This is a genomic window from Marinococcus halophilus (assembly GCF_002265875.1).
In the GTDB taxonomy this organism is placed as follows: domain Bacteria; phylum Bacillota; class Bacilli; order Bacillales; family Marinococcaceae; genus Marinococcus; species Marinococcus halophilus.
This window is the reverse complement of record NZ_NPFA01000031.1, coordinates 1-17789: the sequence shown is the minus strand read 5'-3', so window position 1 is coordinate 17789 and position 17789 is coordinate 1. Positions and strand designations below refer to the sequence as shown.

Here is a 17789-nt window from a genome sequence, read left to right as displayed (position 1 = left end):
CTCTAATTTCAAACGAATGACTTCGCGCTTTACTTCTTCCGGATAAAATCGATTGGTTCCCATCAAAAAAACACCTCCAGATCATCGTTAATACTACATACGACGTTGGGGGTGTTTTTTCCTGTCTCATATTATGGGGTCACTCTAAAAAGCATCAGGGGATTTTTTTATTATTAATCAAGATCAGCGGGATATACACCGTTTTCGTCATGCACTTCACGACCGCTAAGTGGCGGGTTGAAGACACATACCATACGCATATCTTTGCTGCCTCCACGAAGCATATGTTCATCGTTTTTATCGAGTGCGTATAATACGCCTGGTTCCAGCTGATATACTTTATTGTCGCTTAAAGTTTCGATTTCTCCATCGCCTTCAATGCAGTATACGGTTTCGAGATGGTTCTGGTACCAGATGTGAGTTTCAGTACCGGCACGAATAATTGTGTCATTTACCGAATACCCCATGTTGTCGTCTTTCATGATGAAACGGCGGCTCACCCAGTTGCCGTCATCTACTTCACGTTCAGTGCCGAGCAAATCTTCGAGTTTAATTACTTTCATTGTCTATTCCTCCATCTTGTCAGTTAAGAGTTTATATCATAAAAAGGCCGACCGCCGGAGTCGATCGATCGGCTTCTTTTTATCCAATTAGTCATGCAGTGGATTATTTGGCTACGAGGTTGCTTTCAGCGGTAACTTCTTCAATTGCCTGCTGAAGAATTGAAAGGCCGCGCTCAAGCCCTTCATCATCGATTGTGATTGGCGGGAACAGCTTAAATACTTCATCTTCCGCTCCAGCTGTTTCCATAATTAGGCCGTGCTCGAAGCATCTGCCCGCTATATTATCAGCCAGGTCTTCGATAGGACTCATGATACCCTGCATGAAGCCGCGCCCTTTACGGACACCTTTCATTTCCGGGTGCTTCTTAATCATGTCATCGAGAAAAGAAGTGATACGCTCGGATTTTTCCTGAACATTTTTCTCCAGGCGGTCGTCTTTCCAGTAATTCAACGCTTCAGTTCCTGTTACAAAAGCAAAATTATTTCCACGGAAAGTACCGTTGTGCTCCCCAGGAGCAAATTTGTCATATTCCGGTGCCACTAAAGTAATGGCAAGCGGTGAGCCATTGCCGCCGATGGACTTGGAGAGACATACAAAGTCAGGTTTGATGCCAGCTGGTTCAAAACTGAAGAAAGTACCGGTACGGCCGACGCCTGCCTGCACATCGTCCAGAATAAGCTTAATGTCGCGTTCCCGGCAGATTTTTTCAATGGAACGAAGCCATTCACTGCTTGCAGCATTTAAGCCGCCTTCGCCCTGTACGGTCTCTACGATAAACGCTGCCGGCTTATCGAGGCCGCTGCCTCCGTTATCAAGGAAGTTCTCGATATATTCAATGGAATTATTGCTTTCCTTCAAGAACTGGTCATACGGAAGCGTAGAGGTATTAGATAAAGGCATGCCGGCTCCGTTACGCTTGAATTTGTTTCCGGTAACGCTCAAAGCACCGATGGTCATGCCGTGGAAGCCATTAGTAAAGCTGACTACGTTTGTCCGGCCGGTTACTTTCCGGGCAAGCTTCAGGGCGCTTTCAACGCTGTTTGCGCCCGTTGGGCCAGGGAACATAATTTTATAATCCATATTACGCGGCTTTAAAATAATATTTTGGAAAGCATCGATGAACTCGCCTTTAGCTTTAGTTGCCATATCAAGGGAGTGCGTAACCCCGTCTTCCTGAATATAGGTAAGCAGCTTTTGTTTCATATTTTCATCATTATGACCGTAATTCAGGGCCCCGGCGCCGGAAAAGAAATCAACATATTCCTTTCCGTCCAGATCCCAAAGCTTATACCCCTTTGCCTGGTGGAAAACGGTAGGGAATCCTCTCACATAACTGCGTACTTCCGATTCGTATTCATTAAAAACGCTGAGATCATTCTGCATCATAAAAGTAATTATCCTCCTTAGGGATGTTATCGAAAAATTCAGTTTTTACATAATACATGACATGCACTTTGCATGTCATGTCCGCTACTTATTTTGTAAATGGTCCTATTCGAAATGTCAACTCTTCTTCGTGCTCGTCATCTGGAAAAAGGTCTTCCGTAAAGCATTCAGAAACCGTCACTTCAGTTTCTCTTTTTTGGGCAAGCTTTTTAAACAAAGCCTGGGATGCTTCATTAGAAGGGGTGATAGTTGCTTCCAAATAAAGCACATTTTCACAAACATCCCGTTCTAAAAGTGCGTTCAGCAAACGGGAAGCAAGACCTTTTCCCCGTTGGGAAGTATCTACGCCCACCTGCCAGACAAACACGGTATCCTGTTTTTCAGGTGGAATGAAGGCCGTTACGAAGCCCACTAATTCATCGTTTTCTTTAGCGACAACACATGTTTCGGCAAAAAATTCACACATCATAATATACTTATATGAGGAATTTAAATCCAGTGTGGAGTTTTTGACAAGTTCCCACATGTCTGCCCCGTCTTCCACGGTTGGTTTGTCAAAAACGATTGAATCGACGGAACCGTTCGTTCCAGTCATTTTCGTTTCCATTTTCTTACCACCTTTTAAAAGTAATAGAGGGCTACCTGTACTATACCTCTTTATGGAAAATACAAACTTAAAATTGTGTTGTTTTAAAATGTAATAAGATCTACCAGACTCACAAATAAAAGCTTAACGTTAATTATGGAAATTTTCAAACTTGCCTATCAGTCATTTATGAGTATTATTACTACTTATAGAGTGTTATGTAACCTGAACATCGAAAACGATAAATAATACTTGCACAGATGGACAATTCCTCCGTCTTTGATAAAAGAAGCCGCCTGGGAAGCCCAGACGGATGAAAGTTAATCTTTTAATATATTAATCAGGCCAGGCTGGAGGCTTGGGAAGTGGAAGGAAAAACCATGATCCAAGGCTTTTTGCGGAATAACCTTCTGTCCACCAAGGATCATTACGCTCATTTCCCCGAGCATTTTATCAATAATAAATGACGGCACGGAAAGCCAGTGCGGACGTCCAGTCACTTTCGCTATTTCACGTCCGAGTGTTTCCATCTGCGCCGGTTGCGGCGCAGTAATGTTCAATGCACCTTTAATTTCTTTATTTGTAGCTGCAAAAAGAATCATTTCGACAGCATCCCTTAGATGAATCCAGGAAAACCATTGTATTCCACTCCCGAATGTGCCGCCGCCGAACATTTTGTATACAGAAACAATTGGCGGGACAAATTCCTGCAAAACGAGTCCCATCCTTGCGTGTACTACCCGGATCCCAAGGTCTTCTGCTTTTGCAGCTTCATTTTCCCAGCGTACGGCAACGTCCTGTAAAAAGTTGGATTCACCTTTAGGGGATTCCTCAGTGAATTCCTTTTCGTCAGAAATGCCGTAGTAGGCCACAGCTGAGGCGCTTACGAGCACCTCAGGTTTATGGCTGCTCGCTTCAAAAATGCGCAGGATTTCCCGTGTGGAATCGATACGGCTGTTTAAAATATTTTCTTTGTTTTTTTCTGTCCAGCGCTGTGCAAGTGAGGCACCGGCCAGGTTGATAAAGGCATCTACCGGCGGAAGTTCGTACTCCGGCTTGCTGCCAGGATTCATCCATTCAATAAAAGTGATATTTTCACTATTTTTTTTATTTTTACTGTTTCTTGTTAAAATATAAATATGGTGACCCATCTGTTCGAGGTAGCCTGTGAGAGCGGAGCCTACATATCCGCTTCCTCCTGCAATAGCTATATTCACTGTGTATTTCTCCTTTCATTACTTAAGGTGATGTAAAAACGTCACTTTCGAAACTATTCAACTTTACCCAAAAGCAAGTTGTCATAATCATTTTCTAATATGCAAAAGGAGAGGGCTTTCGTGAAAATCACTAAAATTGAAGTGCAGAAAAATAACCCGGAACGCTACAATATTTTCACTGATCAGGCAGGCCGTGAAGCGTTCACGACCGGCGTGGACGAAGCCGTGCTGGTTCAATGGGATCTGAAAAAAGGAAAAGAGCTGACCGAAAAAGAGCTCGAGCTTCTAATTGAAGACGATCACGAGCGCAAGGCCTGGAACAGAGCGCTGCATTACTTATCAAGTGTAATGAGGACGGAAAAAGAAGTATATGATCATTTAATAGAAAAAGAGTTCACGGAAGCCTCTGCAGCGAAAGCGGTGGAAAAGGCGAAAGAATATAAATTCTTAAACGACCGCGAATTTGCTAAAGCTTATGTGCGCACGAAAATCAATACGACGGATAAAGGACCAAAAGTCATCCGGATGGACCTGGAAAAAAAAGGAGTGTCTGAAAAACATGTGTCCGAGGCTATGAAGGCATTGACCGATGAGCTTGCCCTGGACCGGGCGGTGGCAGCAGCAGAAAAGAAAGGCCGCCAGAAAAAGGGAGAGTCGGCCGGCTCGGTAAAGCAGCGTCTGTTGCAAATGCTGCTCCGGAAAGGATATGATCATGAAACAGCATCCGCCGCAGTGAAAGAGGCAGATTTTGCCCCTTCGGAGGAAGATGAATGGAACTCGGTGCTAGTGCAGGGAGAAAAGGCTTACCGTAAATGGGGAAATAAGCTCGAAGGCCGTGCACTCGAACAGAAAATTAAAGAGTACCTGTATCGGAAGCAATTTCCGATGGAGCAGATCCAGCGGTTTATAGATGAAAAGAGAGAGGAGTCCGAAGATGGGAATGGAAAAAAGGTACAGCCAGATGAGCAGGCATGAGCTCGAACAGGAAATCACGAGCTTAAATGAAAAATCCAAAAAGGCAGAACAAATGGGATGGGGTAATGAATTTGCGGTATATGAGCGTAAAATCGCCATGGCAAAAACGTATCTGCTTGATCCAGCAGACTATCAGCCGGGGGAAACTTACCGGGTCGACCAGGAGGGTTCCACCTTTGAAATAGAATATATCAATGGCGTGTTTGCCTGGGGATACCGGAATAATTCGACTCAGATTGAAGCCCTGCCTTTTTCTCTGCTGGTCAAAAAATAAAGATGGAGGTACAAGCGGAATGGAAACTCAGAAAAATGATTTATTAAAAATTCTTCTTTCAGTTAATAGTCAATTATCAGAAGAAAAAGCCCGGGAGTGGGTGGACTTTCTGTGGGAGGATTTTGAATCTACGCAGGCGAAAGCTGGGCGCACGTACAAAGGCGAAGAAGTAACGGAGCAGATTGTGGAAAAATGGGTCCGGCAGTACGGCCCGCACCTGCATCGTTATGAAGCGACAAATGAGAAGTTTTTTGGAATTAACTAGATAATAATAAAGAGTACGGATCTGTTCTCCGTACTCTTTATTATTGAGTATAATAGGAAAAATCGCGTCCTTTGTCGAGTTTTTTGTGGAGCGTGTCGTCGCTGAAAATCCAGCCAGTGTAAGAAGTCATAATTTCTAATTCCTGGTTCAGCTGAACGACCGCGACAAACGGGTAATACCCTTTGCTGCGGTAACGCAGGTCAATAAATTTCACTTCATAGCCCTCCTCTGTGTCCCGTACGATCCAACGGTACGTAGGAGAAAAGGATAGAAAAGAAGCAAGGTTTCGATCGTTTCGGGCCGCGTTGATGACCGGGTCATCAGGAATAGGTTCAAACGGATACGTTTCAAAGTAACGCAGCCGCCCATTCCGGTAATTGGTGACAAATAATTTGTGCGGCGTCCGGATAACTAAATGCCACCGGTACCAGTTGTATGTCGGTGAGATAAATAGGTGCGTGGCATCCGGATGCAGGCGGCGGGCCCGCTGCAGGACAATGTTTCGGGCCTGAAAACGCCATAAATAATAAAAGAGCAAAAAGACGTATAAAACAATCATCGAGGCTGCTCTTGGCACATCAAACCACCACAGGATAAACACAAACAAGTGGGAAAAAAACAGCACCGAGTCAAAAATATTAATAACGCCTAAAGCTATCCACCGCCTTGTAAAAGGCGACAACGCCTGTGTGCCGTAGGCATTAAAAATATCCACGAAGACATGCAGGGCCACAGCGATAAAAGACCAGAACCATAGATGTGAAAAAGCAATATCCGGCGAGAACATATATATAATGGCTGCAAGCAGCACCGGCCAGATTAAGACGGCGGGTATAGAGTGAGTTGGGCCGCGGTGGTAGCGGATATAGACGGCATTGTTTTTCAGCTTTAACACGGTATCAAAATCAGGGGCCTGTGACCCTATAATTGTTGCGATCAGGACTGTACCCATTGCTCCACTTTCAGGTGAAATAGTGGGATCAATGGTGGCGAGGCCGCCGAGGCCAATCCCCATCACTGTATGAGTTGCTGTATCCATTGGCACCACCTTTAATTTATGGCATGCTGAAACAAAAAAAGCCTGTGGCATCAAACAAGCACAGACTGTATCAGCGTAGTTTCATCATACCCTAAACAGTTTGTTTCAAAAAGGAGAATTGCATGAATCCGCAGAAATACGTCGTTTTTATGGAGTACCGGGTTTTGGAAGAAAAAAGAGCGGAATTTTTACGCACCATGGAAGAGATTTCTTCTGCAATGCTCAAGAAGCAGGTGAACGATTACGAGTGGTTTGAGTCTGTGGACCAGGGTGCTTTGTTTGTGGAAATGTTTTCAGTTAATACACTCGAGCAATATAACGTTCTTAGGACTGAACGAACAGAGAAAAGTGACAGCGTGTTCGGCCGCCTTGATGAATTTGTCCCCGGAGGCATAAAAAAAGTGCACTGCTGGTGTTTCAAAAAAAAGGGCCCTCATGGCAACGAAAATAAAGAGAAAGAGTGAACAGCTATGCATCCACTACTGGAGAATTTTTCGCCGGAGCAGTTTCAACAGGACTTAGTTGGCTGGTACCGGGACCAAAAAAGGGATCTGCCGTGGCGGAGAAGCGCCGATCCTTACCACATATGGATTTCAGAAATTATGCTTCAACAGACAAAAGTCGATACAGTCATTCCGTATTATTACCGTTTTTTAGAAGCGTTTCCTACTATTGAAGCTCTGGCACAAGCAGAAGAAGACCAGGTTATGAAGCAATGGGAAGGCCTGGGGTATTATTCGCGGGCGAGAAATTTGCATCAGGCGGTCAAAGAAGTAGCTGAAGAATACGGAGGGATAGTCCCCAGCGGCAAAAAAGAGTTTCGGTCTTTAAAGGGGGTCGGGCCCTATACAGCAGGGGCGGTACTCAGTATCGCTTTTGACAAACCGGAGCCGGCCGTGGATGGAAACGTGATGCGCGTATTTTCCAGGCTTTTATGCTTATATGAAGATATCGGCAAACAGTCCACAAAAAGTACGTTTGAAGCAGTGCTTGGCGAAATTCTGCCGCTTACCTCCCCCTCGGACTTTAATCAAGCAGTGATGGAGCTTGGTGCTCTTATCTGTACGCCAACCTCACCGGGCTGCCTGCTGTGCCCGGTGCAGGAACACTGTAAAGCAAGAGCAGCGGGGGTGCAGGAGGAACTGCCGGTAAAAGAAAAGAAAAAAGCGCCAAGAAAACAGGAGATGGCAGCGGCTATTATTTGGAACGGCAGGGGGGAAATATTAATCCACCAGCGTCCAGATAAAGGCCTGCTGGCCAGGCTATGGGAATTTCCTAACACGGCAGTGGAAAAAGAAGCGGAGCGGGCTGAAGAGATGGGGGCCTATCTTGAAGCAGAAGCATCCGTAACCCCTGAAATTGAGCGCCCGGTTCAACGAGTGGAACAAACATTTTCACATTTGATCTGGAACGTGCATGTATACGAGGGTAAGGCTGAAAGAACTGGATTGCCGGAGGGCTGGAAGTGGGTCCCGCTGGATGACATAGCAAACTACGCTTTGCCTGTGGCTCACCAGAAAATATATAAAACACTGGTTGAAAGGATGGAGTTAAAGTGAGTAAAGCTTTTGAAGGGAAGAAAGTTCTAGTTACAGGTGGTTCGAAAGGGATAGGAAAAGGCATCGCCAAGGCGTTTTACAGCGAAGGAGCCGAGGTTGGCATTTTAGCGCGTTCAGAAGAGGGGCTGAAAGCCGCCAAAGAAGAAATAGGAAATGTTTGGACCTGCGTCTGTGACGTAACTGTGGGCAAAGAAAGAGAAACTGCCTTTCAAAATTTTGTAGAAGCTTCCGGCGGAATCGATGTGCTTGTGAATAATGCCGGTGGCAGCAGCGGCAGTAAGATTGCAGATACTTCGATGGAGGAATTTGCGCAGGCAATGGAAACAAATTACTTTCAGGCTGTGCACTTCAGTAAAATGGCGCACGAGCAAATGAAAGAACATGGCGGAGCGGTTATCAATATCACTTCGATATTTGGAAAGGAAGCTGGTGGAAAAGCAACATACAACAACGCCAAAGCGGCATTGATCAGCTTTACAAAAGCAGCTGGCAACGAGTGGATAAAGGACGGGGTACGGGTGAATTCGATTGCCCCAGGTTCAATTTTGCATCCTACTGGTAACTGGCAGAAGCGGATAGAAGAAGATCCGGAAGCGATGGAGCGTTTTGTAGACGAAAATATTCCTGCCGGAAGATTCGGTAATGTGGAGGAAGTGGCAGATGCGGCGTTGTTTCTCGCTTCGCATGAAGCGCGCTGGCTGGTTGGTACAACGCTTACCGCTGATGGGGGACAGTCCCGGATGAATATATAAAACCGAAGGCCACAGCCTTCGGTTTTATTTTTATTCAGAAACAGTAAGCACGAGGTTGCCGGCATAGCGCTTGTTTTCTAAATCTTCATGAGCCTGGGCGGCTTCATCCATCGGATAGGTCCGGGCTATGTGAGGAGAAAAGAGTCCCTGTTCATAAGACTGCTGCACGCCGGAAGCTGCTTTCTGCAAGGCCGGAAGAGGGGCTGTAAAAAGCAGAATGCCAAGAATGGAGGCATATTTTTGGTTTAACAGCTGCCACGGAAAAGCCGGCATATTGTTTACCGGCGAGCCGACCGCGACAATTCGTCCTCCTGGTGAGAGTATATGCAGGTCTGTAGCAGCATTTTCACTAAAAGACATATCAAGGATAACATCAGCGCCCGGCTTTCCGGAAGCGGAGGCAAAATCCTCCTTCCAACCGTTGTCGTTTAGGTTCAATACGACATCTGCCCCGGCGCGGCGGGCGATTTCATTCTTTTCATTGGTGCTCGCTGTAGTGATCACAAAGGCATTATGATGCTTGGCCAGCTGAATGGCGGCATGGCCGACTGCACCGGCACCTCCGTAGATAAATACGGTTTCTCCGGGCTGAAGAGCGGCCCGGAAAAACAAAGCCAAATGAGCAGTAAGAGCAGGTATGCCGAGAGATGCTCCTTCGGTAAAACTCATAGTATCAGGAAGGGGAAAAATGTTAGAAGCGGGGGCGGCTGCCCACTCTGCAGCGGCACTTGGAATGTTTGTCCCCCATACCCGGTCTCCCGGCTGAAAGTTACCTGCACTACTGCCAACTTCTTCAACAATTCCGGCAGCATCAAAATGGGGAATAGCCGGAAAGGAGGACACGGGGCGTTTACCGGAGCGGAAATACGTATCCACGGGGTTGAGGCCGGCTGCCTTCACCCGTATAAGTATTTCATCCGGCTTGATACCGGGCTTTTCCACCTCTTCTATAGTTAGAACTTCCGGTGTTCCCTGCTCATAATAAACGACTGCTTTCAAAAAATCGTCTCCTTTCGTTTGGCAAATGGATAGTTTTCTCCTCTCTTTAATCGTAACAGTTTTTCAGATCGGGTGAAGAAATGTATAATAGGAAATGATAGAAAAGAAGACAGCAAAATCGCAGAAGAAGGGAGGCAGAACATATTGGCCGAGCGTAACGAAGTCGCCGCAAGCTTCCCGGAAACAGGTAAGCCTATCCAGGTGCAGAGTTATAAGCATAACGGATCGCTCCACCGTGTATGGGAAGAAACATTAATTCTGAAAGGCACAAGCAGAGAAGTCATTGGCGGGAACGATCGTATTTTGGTTCATGAATCGGACGGAAGAGTCTGGAGGACGAGAGAGCCTGCCATTTGTTATTTTCATGCCGAAAAATGGTTCAATGTTATCGGTATGATTCGGTCTGACGGAGTGCATTATTATTGTAACCTTGGTACGCCGTTTGTCTACGATAGTGAAGCTCTGAAATATATCGACTATGATCTGGATATTAAAGTTTTTCCGGACATGACCTACAATTTACTGGACGAAGACGAGTATGCCCAGCATAAAAAAGAAATGAATTACCCTGCCCAGATAGATGAAAAGATGGACGCTAGTATTAGGGAGCTGCAGAACTGGATCTGCCAGAGAAAGGGCCCATTTAACTCTCATTTTATCGAACAGTGGTATGAGCGTTTTTTGTTTTTTCGATAAGAGGTGAAAAAGATGGGCAGTATTAAACGCTACATGCAGTTTGTGCGGCCGTACAATAAAATAATTGCGGTGACAGTGACCATCGGTATATTTAAATTTGGTCTGCCGCTTTTAACGCCGCTCATTCTTGCTTATATTATCGACCACGTGCTGTTGGCAGATGGTATGGCAACAGCTGAAAAAGCACGAGTGCTCGCCTGGCTGGCAGGCGGAGCGGTTGTGCTTTTTATTATCGTTCGTCCGCCGATTGAATACTACCGGCAGTACTTTGCCCAGTGGACGGGCAATAAGATTTTATACGATATCCGTGATCAATTATTCAGTCATATTCAGAAATTGAGCCTTCGTTTTTATTCCAATCGAAAGGCAGGCGAAATTATTTCGCGGGTGATCAACGATGTCGAACTGACAAAAGACTTCGTCATCACCGGCCTGATGAATATATGGCTTGATCTTGCCACGATTATCATTGCGCTCATTATTATGTTTACGATGGACGTGGAACTGACGCTGGTCGCGATGTTGTTTTTACCTATTTATGCCTTTTTCATTAAATATTTTTATTCGAGGCTGCGGGATTTAACAAAAGCAAGGTCGCAGGCGCTTGCAAACGTGCAGGGACATCTGCATGAACGAGTGCAGGGGATGAGTGTGATCCGGAGCTTTGCCCTTGAAAATCACGAGCAGGGCCAGTTTGATACAAGAAACAAGCAGTTTTTGGACCGGGCGGTGGATCATACGCGCTGGAATGCTAAAACGTTCGCAGCCGTTAACACCGTCACGGACGTGGCCCCGCTTGTAGTTATTCTGGCCGCCGGCATGGCTGTTTTGTACGGAAATTTATCCGTCGGGGAAATGGTGGCGTTCACCTCTTACATGGAGAGACTTTACAGTCCGCTCCGTCGTCTGGTGAATTCATCTACCACTCTTGTGCAGTCGATTGCGTCAATGGACCGGGTGTTTGAATTCATTGATGAAAAATACGATATTACTGACAAAGAAACAGCCGTACCGGTAAAGCATGTCAAAGGCGATATTCGGTTTGACCACGTATGGTTTAAATATGAAGAGGATACTAACGATGTATTAAAAGACGTGGATATGCATGTGCGGCCGGGGGAAACGATCGCGCTTGTCGGGATGAGCGGCGGCGGTAAAAGTACGATCGTCAGCCTTCTCCCGAGGTTTTATGATGTCACCGGGGGCGCTCTGCTCCTGGACGGAAAAGATGTGCGGGACTATGAAGTACGTACGCTCCGGGATCATATCGGTATGGTGCTTCAGGACAACATTTTGTTCAGCGAATCAGTGAAGGAAAATATCCGGATGGGAAAACCGGATGCCACGGATGAAGAAGTCATACAGGCGGCGCGCATGGCGAATGCTGAAGTTTTCATAAATGAACTGCCGCTTGGCTATGATACTCCGGTCGGGGAGCGGGGTGTGAAGCTTTCCGGCGGACAGAAACAGCGGATTGCCATTGCGCGTGTGTTTTTGAAGAATCCATCCATACTTGTATTTGATGAAGCGACATCGGCACTGGATTTAGAGAGCGAACATTATATCCAGGAAGCAATGGAGCGGCTCGCCCAGGACAGAACCACATTTATTGTGGCGCATAGGCTTTCGACAATCACACACGCGGACCGGATTGTTGTAATTGAAGACGGACGTGTGGTGGAATCAGGAAGCCACGAGCAGTTAATGATGGCAGAAGGCTCTTATCAGAGGCTGTTTGACGTTCAGCACGTGTAACAGAGGAAAAGGGAGGCAACTATGGAAGAAGTCAAAAATTATTTCAAACACCATCGAAGCAGCCATTTAAGTCAGCTGAAAGAATTTTTATCGATACCAAGCATCAGTGCAGACCCTGACCACAAGCCGGATATGGAGACTGCTGCCTCCTGGGTAAAAGAAAGTATGCAGGCGGCTGGTCTGGAAAACACAGCTGTCATGGACACAGGTGGACACCCGGTGGTATATGGCGACTGGATCCATGCTCCGGGGAAACCTACGGTGCTGTTTTACGGGCATTACGACGTGCAGCCGGCCGATCCGGTTGAACTGTGGGAAACGCCGCCGTTTCAGCCGGAAATACGAAATGAAAAAATTTATGCCCGCGGCGCTACGGATGATAAAGGCCAGGTGTTTATGCATCTTAAAACGATTGAAGCCTTTATGCGGACGAAACAGGAACTTCCGGTGAACGTAAAATTTTGTATTGAAGGAGAAGAAGAGATCGGCAGTCCCAATTTGGACGAGTTTGTGGAAAAACATCGGGAACTCCTCCAGGGAGACGTACTGCTGGTTTCTGATACCCCAATGCTTGAAAAGGGCCGGCCGACAGTGTGCTATGGACTTCGGGGGCTTGCAGGTATTCAAATCGATGTGAGCGGGGCTAAAGGAGATCTGCATTCCGGCCTGTACGGCGGCGGGGTCGCGAACCCGCTTCATGCACTAGCTGATATACTTGCTTCTATGCACGATGAAAGCGGCCATATTACCGTTGATGGCTTTTACGACCGGGTTCTTTCGCTTACCGATCAGGAACGCCACGCGTACGCGGAGCTTTCGTATGATGAGGAAAATACAAGAAAAGAATTAAACGTACCGGAACTGTTTGGCGAAGAAGGATTTTCGTTTCTGGAAAGAACGTGGGCCCGCCCGACCCTTGAAATTAACGGCATGCACGGAGGCTTCCAGGGAGAAGGGATCAAGACGGTACTGCCTTCTGCGGCTTCAGCCAAGATTACGTGCCGGCTCGTGCCTGACCAGGATCCGGACGAAGTCGTGGAAAAGCTGACGGCTCATGTTCAGCGAAAAACACCGAAAGGCGTGGAGGTGGAGGTGACTCCGTTTGATAAAGGGCGGCCGTTTGTCACTCCATTTGACCATCCGGCCATTCAGGCAGCCGGAAGGGCGCTTGAAACAGCGTACGGGACGACGGCGGCATATACGAGAATGGGAGGGTCTGTGCCTGTCATTGAAACTTTTTCTCAAATTTTAAATGTGCCAGTGGCATTGATGGGATTCGGCCTCCCTACCGAAAACTTCCATGCGCCGAACGAACATTTTCACCTGGAAAACTATGATAAAGGCCTTGAAGCTTTGGCAGAATATTTAGCGGAGATTAGTGAAAATTTATAAACGAAAGGAGGGCTTCCGAAATAGGGAGCCCTCCTTTTAATTTTCTAATTCTCTATGGCAAAAAAGTCTTCGCTGCTGTGGTAACGGAAATAGGTCTCAACAAGCCGGTCGAGGTGTTCAAGCTGCTCATTATACTCGACGATGTGTGCGACAATTGGAAGAAGATGAAGCCATTCCGAGCGGTCAATATTTTGGCGGTCGTACATTTCCATAAGCTGGTCGGTTAAGGACACCCTGCCTTCATCGACCTCTTCTGCCATTTCCTCTGTAAGATGAGTAGTGACCTTGCCTACATAACGCTGGAGAATTCTGTCGTGGTAATCCATAAGATGATCAAGCTGATTGCGGATCGCCTCCTGCATTTCTGACGATGTATGCTGCATATCATTTTCAAATTTATCAAGCGTACGCAGAATGGTCACGATTTTATTCATCGAAGCGATCATCTGCTTGAAAAGAACGACTCGCCGATCCCGTGTAAGGCGTGCTTTTTTTGTGTACACGCGTTCTTCTTTAAACAGGAGGTAAAGGTTTTCGATGGAAACGGTCTGATCTTTAAGAGAAGAAAGGTCTTTTCGCAGCGTCTGCCGATTAGTTTCATGTCTTCCAAGCAGCCGAATCCACTGAATAGTATCCTGGGTTACATCACGAATCTGCTGATAAAGCTTGGTTTCATGTTTTGGCGGCAGGAAAAGCATGTTGACTAAAAACGAAGCTGCAATTCCAAGCATGATCAGGGCAAACCGCTCGGAGGCAAACAAAATAAAATTATCGTTTCCAGGCCTGCCCATGATAATGATGACTGTCACAACAGCAATTGGGATGGTGGAGGCGTCCAGTTTCAAACCTAGAATGCCTGCAATAATAATCATGACTGTGACTCCAATAATTACCGGCTCGTGACCGAATGCAAGGACCATAACTATCGCTGTGCCGGCCCCGATAATGTTGGCCTGCAACTGGTCCAGGATCGTTTGAAACGTACGGGATATTGACGGTTGAATAGCGAAAGTAGCGGCGATCGCTGCGAAAAAAGGAGGGTTCAATCCAATCCACGATGCTGCGTATATAGCTAGAACGATCGCAAGACCGGTCTTGAAAATTCTGGCTCCCAGCTTCATAACGGATTGTATTCCTTTCTATATTGAACTTAGTAAATGTGGCTGCTTAACGCTGCAAAGGCCTGGTCCGAAGCTTCCAGCGTTTCTTCTATGTCCTCAATACTGTGTTCAGTGGTAAGAAACCAGGCTTCGTATTTTGAAGGAGCAAGATGAACGCCCCGGTCAAGCATTTCTTTAAAGAAAATGCTGAACTTTTCAGAGTTCGAACGTTCAGCCCCTTTATAATCTTTTACTGTTTCCTCTGTAAAATAAATGGTGAACATCCCTTTTAACCGATTGATTGTAACGGGAATGCTGTATTTTTCAGCCTGCTCGAGAAGGCCCGTTTCAAGGCGTTGACCGAGTTGGTCTAACGTGTCGTACACCCCGTCTTTTTCCAACACTTCAAGGCAGGCAATGCCCGCGCGCATAGAGGCCGGGTTTCCGGACATCGTTCCTGCCTGATAGGCCGGGCCCAGAGGAGCGACCTGCTCCATGACGTCGACCCGGCCGCCATACGCACCGATCGGGAGGCCGCCTCCGATAATCTTTCCCATAGCGGTCATGTCGGGTTCTACGTGGAGCATATTTTGAGCGGCTCCGTAAGTGAAACGAAAAGCCGTAATTACTTCATCAAAAATAAGAAGAGAGCCTGAATCATGCGTCAATTTTTTGATTTCTTCAAGATACCCGGGTTCTGGCTCCACCAGGCCGAAATTGCCGACGATAGGCTCGATAAGAACAGCGGCCGTTTCGTCACCCCAGCGGTCGATAGCCTCGCGGAAGCTGTCAATGTCGTTAAAAGGAACAGTGATAACTTCTGCAGCTATATTGGGAGTAACGCCCGCAGAGTCCGGTGATCCCAGCGTCGATGGGCCGGAGCCGGCTGCCACAAGCACAAGATCGGAATGGCCGTGGTAGCAGCCTTCGAATTTAATGATTTTATGTTTGCCGGTATAGGCTCTGGCTACACGGATAGTTGTCATTACAGCTTCGGTGCCGGAATTGACAAATCTGACTTTCTCGAGAGAAGGGACTGCTTCCTTCAGTTTTTCAGCAAAAATATTTTCCCATTTAGTGGGAGTGCCAAGCAGAGTGCCAGTACGGGCAGCTTCATTAATGGCTTCAGCAATGTGCGGGTGGCCGTGTCCGGTGATTATAGGTCCGTAAGCTCCGAGGTAATCAATGTATCGGTTGTTATCTTCATCAAACAAATGTGCACCACGTCCCTCTTTCATAAAAACCGGGGTTCCGCCTCCAACCCCCTTAAAAGAACGAGAGGGGCTGTTCACACCGCCCACAATTAAATCGCAGGCTTCATTGTAGAGTTCAACAGATTTTTCATAGGACATATTTTCTTAACTCTCCTTACTATCAACTATTTCTTATCTATTGTATCATGGAGAAGTAAAGCAAAAACCATGATATCATAAGATGAAAACCAGTGTTGAGGTGATTGATGTGAGTACAGAAGAAAGCAGTGTAAACCCAAAAGACTTGGAAGGGGAAAAAGCACCCGATTTTGAACTCCCCGCTACTACGGGTGAGAATATTCGTTTAAGTGATTACCAAGGACAAAACGTGATTTTGTATTTTTATCCTAAAGACAACACCCCTGGATGTACGACTGAAGCCTGCGACTTCAGAGATGCGCTGCCGGAATTAAACGATAAAAATGTTAAAGTGCTCGGGGTCAGCCCGGATTCAATGAAAAAACACGAAAATTTTACAGCCAAGCACGACCTTTCTTTTCCTCTTTTGTCTGATGAGGAACAGGAAGCGGCTGCTGCCTATGGAGTATGGAAGTGGAAAAAAAACTTTGGTAAAGAATACCTTGGAATTGTAAGGTCCACTTTTTTCATTGATACAGAAGGAACCGTGCAAAAAGTTTGGGACGAAGTGAAGGTAAAGAATCATATTGGAGAAGTATCCGGGTACGTTGATGAATTCTTATCATCTTCCAAAAAGTAGGAGGCGGATGAACACATGAAGCTGCTTCTTTGCATTATTGATAACTTTTATACCGATCAGGTAGAGATGGAAATGAAAGAAAAGGGTTACCGTATGACTGAAATCGCAAGCAGCGGGGGATTTCTAAAAAAGGGAAATACAACGTTTTTGTTTGGCGTGGACGAAGAGGAAGTGCCAAAGTTAAAAACAGATTTAAAAGATATATGTTTGGCTTACGAAAAGCATAGAAAAAAACGACCTGAACATTCGAATAGGTTTACTTCATTTCTTTTGGATGTTTCAATGCTTCCTTTTTTTCAATCAGCCGGAGCAGATGAGAATAGCTGACCCCTTTCATTGACAACGATCACGGGGGTCCGATAGAATAGATTATAAGAATTACAAATAAAGAATCGTTTTACAGGAAGAGAGGTGCATGACGATGGCGAGCGCTAGCCTACAGGAAGCAGTAAGTGTCTTGAAAAGCACGAACGTTCGGATGACACCGCAGCGTCATGCTATTTTGGAATTTCTGCACTCTTCAATGAGCCATCCGACTGCTGACGATATCTATAAATCTCTTGAAGAACGTTTTCCGAACATGAGTGTAGCGACGGTCTACAACAATCTTCGGGTTTTTAAAGACGCCGGTATAGTGAAGGAGTTAACCTACGGGGACTCCTCGAGCAGGTTCGACTGCGTTACTTCAGATCATTACCATGTAATATGTAATGATTGCGGGAAAATTGTAGACTTTCATTATCCAGGCCTGGATGAAGTAGAAACGTTAGCTGAACACGTGACCGGCTTTGAAATTGAAGATCATCGGTTAGAAATATACGGAACATGTACAGAATGTACAAAGATGAGCAAACAGTAAGCTGTTTTTGAAGCCTTCATCTTCTTCATAGATGAAGGCTTTTGTATGCATTTTAAACAGAAAAAATCCATTTAAAACTAATTTAAAATTATTTTGCAAAAATGGTTGACGGTCTTATGGGCCGATGTTATATTACTAATTGTCGCCAAAACGGCTGACAAAAACGAGAATAACGAAATAAAACTTCTTAAAAAAGTTGTTGACATTCATTATTCAAAAATGATAAATTATAAAAGTCGCTATTTAGCGATGGATCGTTCTTTGAAAAGGAAAGACAAGCCAGAGCCCCAATCAAAAGCAACACTTTTTTAGGGCATCACTGATGCCACAGCATCAAACTTTTTACGGAGAGTTTGATCCTGGCTCAGGACGAACGCTGGCGGCGTGCCTAATACATGCA

General features: G+C 45.9%; 20 protein-coding genes and 1 rRNA gene. 13 read left to right on the top strand and 8 right to left on the bottom strand.

Annotation, left to right across the window (positions count from 1 at the left end):
- Window positions 1–173 precede the first annotated feature (173 nt).
- From CHL76_RS16100 to CHL76_RS16085, 4 genes are all read right to left on the bottom strand, one after another.
- Window positions 174–563, bottom strand: coding sequence for an ectoine synthase (locus tag CHL76_RS16100; protein ID WP_022795050.1), 390 nt, complete (start codon window positions 561–563; stop codon window positions 174–176).
- Between the two features lie 103 nt (window positions 564–666).
- Window positions 667–1950 carry a diaminobutyrate--2-oxoglutarate transaminase gene (gene ectB, locus CHL76_RS16095; RefSeq protein ID WP_079474340.1) on the bottom strand — a complete coding sequence of 428 codons (1284 nt, stop codon included), beginning with the start codon at window positions 1948–1950 and terminating at the stop codon, window positions 667–669.
- A gap of 88 nt (window positions 1951–2038) precedes the next feature.
- A complete protein-coding gene (ectA, locus tag CHL76_RS16090; RefSeq protein WP_233133499.1) occupies window positions 2039–2557 on the bottom strand; it encodes a diaminobutyrate acetyltransferase in 519 nt (172 codons plus the stop codon).
- A 299-nt stretch (window positions 2558–2856) separates the two neighbouring features.
- Window positions 2857–3753 (bottom strand): TIGR01777 family oxidoreductase, encoded by an 897-nt coding sequence (locus tag CHL76_RS16085; protein ID WP_094909120.1) that lies wholly within the window; start codon window positions 3751–3753, stop codon window positions 2857–2859.
- A gap of 120 nt (window positions 3754–3873) precedes the next feature.
- On the opposite strand from CHL76_RS16085, the gene recX reads away from it, so the two are divergent.
- Genes recX through CHL76_RS16070 form a run of 3 tightly spaced genes read left to right on the top strand, consistent with a single transcriptional unit; the run spans window position 3874 to window position 5267 of the window.
- Complete coding sequence (gene recX, locus CHL76_RS16080) at window positions 3874–4728, top strand: recombination regulator RecX (RefSeq protein WP_158219213.1); 855 nt, start codon at window positions 3874–3876, stop codon at window positions 4726–4728.
- Complete coding sequence (locus tag CHL76_RS16075) at window positions 4694–5002, top strand: YfhH family protein (protein WP_094909121.1); 309 nt, start codon at window positions 4694–4696, stop codon at window positions 5000–5002. Before recX ends, CHL76_RS16075 begins: the two co-directional genes overlap by 35 nt.
- Window positions 5003–5021: 19 nt before the next feature.
- Window positions 5022–5267 carry a YfhJ family protein gene (locus CHL76_RS16070; RefSeq protein ID WP_079474343.1) on the top strand — a complete coding sequence of 82 codons (246 nt, stop codon included), beginning with the start codon at window positions 5022–5024 and terminating at the stop codon, window positions 5265–5267.
- Window positions 5268–5307: 40 nt separating this feature from the next.
- Here the strand turns inward: CHL76_RS16070 and CHL76_RS16065 are convergent, their stop codons facing one another.
- Window positions 5308–6306 (bottom strand): metal-dependent hydrolase, encoded by a 999-nt coding sequence (locus tag CHL76_RS16065; protein ID WP_079474344.1) that lies wholly within the window; start codon window positions 6304–6306, stop codon window positions 5308–5310.
- A gap of 122 nt (window positions 6307–6428) precedes the next feature.
- On the opposite strand from CHL76_RS16065, the gene CHL76_RS16060 reads away from it, so the two are divergent.
- The 3 genes from CHL76_RS16060 to CHL76_RS16050 are packed head-to-tail and all read left to right on the top strand — an operon-like array spanning window position 6429 to window position 8617.
- A complete protein-coding gene (locus tag CHL76_RS16060) occupies window positions 6429–6770 on the top strand; it encodes an MFS transporter (protein WP_079474345.1) in 342 nt (113 codons plus the stop codon).
- Window positions 6771–6776: 6 nt separating this feature from the next.
- Window positions 6777–7865, top strand: coding sequence for an A/G-specific adenine glycosylase (gene mutY / locus CHL76_RS16055; protein WP_094909118.1), 1089 nt, complete (start codon window positions 6777–6779; stop codon window positions 7863–7865).
- The gene (locus CHL76_RS16050; RefSeq protein WP_079474347.1) at window positions 7862–8617 is read left to right on the top strand and encodes an SDR family NAD(P)-dependent oxidoreductase; all 756 of its coding nucleotides are present in this window, start codon (window positions 7862–7864) and stop codon (window positions 8615–8617) included. Before mutY ends, CHL76_RS16050 begins: the two co-directional genes overlap by 4 nt.
- Window positions 8618–8647: 30 nt before the next feature.
- Here the strand turns inward: CHL76_RS16050 and CHL76_RS16045 are convergent, their stop codons facing one another.
- The gene (locus CHL76_RS16045) at window positions 8648–9616 is read right to left on the bottom strand and encodes an NADPH:quinone reductase (RefSeq protein ID WP_094909117.1); all 969 of its coding nucleotides are present in this window, start codon (window positions 9614–9616) and stop codon (window positions 8648–8650) included.
- A 144-nt stretch (window positions 9617–9760) separates the two neighbouring features.
- On the opposite strand from CHL76_RS16045, the gene ntdP reads away from it, so the two are divergent.
- Genes ntdP through CHL76_RS16030 form a run of 3 tightly spaced genes read left to right on the top strand, consistent with a single transcriptional unit; the run spans window position 9761 to window position 13459 of the window.
- Window positions 9761–10312 carry a nucleoside tri-diphosphate phosphatase gene (gene ntdP, locus CHL76_RS16040; protein ID WP_094909116.1) on the top strand — a complete coding sequence of 184 codons (552 nt, stop codon included), beginning with the start codon at window positions 9761–9763 and terminating at the stop codon, window positions 10310–10312.
- 12 nt (window positions 10313–10324) lie between these two features.
- The gene (locus CHL76_RS16035; protein ID WP_094909115.1) at window positions 10325–12067 is read left to right on the top strand and encodes an ABC transporter ATP-binding protein; all 1743 of its coding nucleotides are present in this window, start codon (window positions 10325–10327) and stop codon (window positions 12065–12067) included.
- 21 nt (window positions 12068–12088) lie between these two features.
- A complete protein-coding gene (locus CHL76_RS16030; protein WP_094909114.1) occupies window positions 12089–13459 on the top strand; it encodes a dipeptidase in 1371 nt (456 codons plus the stop codon).
- Window positions 13460–13503: 44 nt separating this feature from the next.
- Here CHL76_RS16030 and CHL76_RS16025 read toward each other — a convergent pair whose 3' ends face one another.
- Window positions 13504–14580: an FUSC family protein gene (locus CHL76_RS16025; protein ID WP_094909113.1), complete on the bottom strand. Its 1077-nt coding sequence runs from the start codon at window positions 14578–14580 to the stop codon at window positions 13504–13506.
- A 29-nt stretch (window positions 14581–14609) separates the two neighbouring features.
- Window positions 14610–15911, bottom strand: coding sequence for a glutamate-1-semialdehyde 2,1-aminomutase (locus CHL76_RS16020; RefSeq protein ID WP_094909112.1), 1302 nt, complete (start codon window positions 15909–15911; stop codon window positions 14610–14612).
- A gap of 82 nt (window positions 15912–15993) precedes the next feature.
- Between CHL76_RS16020 and bcp the strand changes: the two genes are divergently transcribed.
- From bcp to CHL76_RS16000, 4 genes are all read left to right on the top strand, one after another.
- Complete coding sequence (gene bcp, locus CHL76_RS16015) at window positions 15994–16530, top strand: thioredoxin-dependent thiol peroxidase (protein ID WP_094909111.1); 537 nt, start codon at window positions 15994–15996, stop codon at window positions 16528–16530.
- Window positions 16531–16545: 15 nt separating this feature from the next.
- Entirely contained in the window at window positions 16546–16857 is a 312-nt protein-coding gene (locus CHL76_RS16010) for a cyclic-di-AMP receptor (RefSeq protein ID WP_079474354.1), read from the top strand.
- Window positions 16858–16951: 94 nt separating this feature from the next.
- On the top strand, window positions 16952–17389 hold the full coding sequence (gene perR / locus CHL76_RS16005) for a peroxide-responsive transcriptional repressor PerR (RefSeq protein WP_079474375.1): 438 nt from the start codon (window positions 16952–16954) through the stop codon (window positions 17387–17389).
- A gap of 341 nt (window positions 17390–17730) precedes the next feature.
- Window positions 17731–17789: ribosomal RNA gene (locus CHL76_RS16000) — 16S ribosomal RNA — on the top strand; the annotation flags it as partial.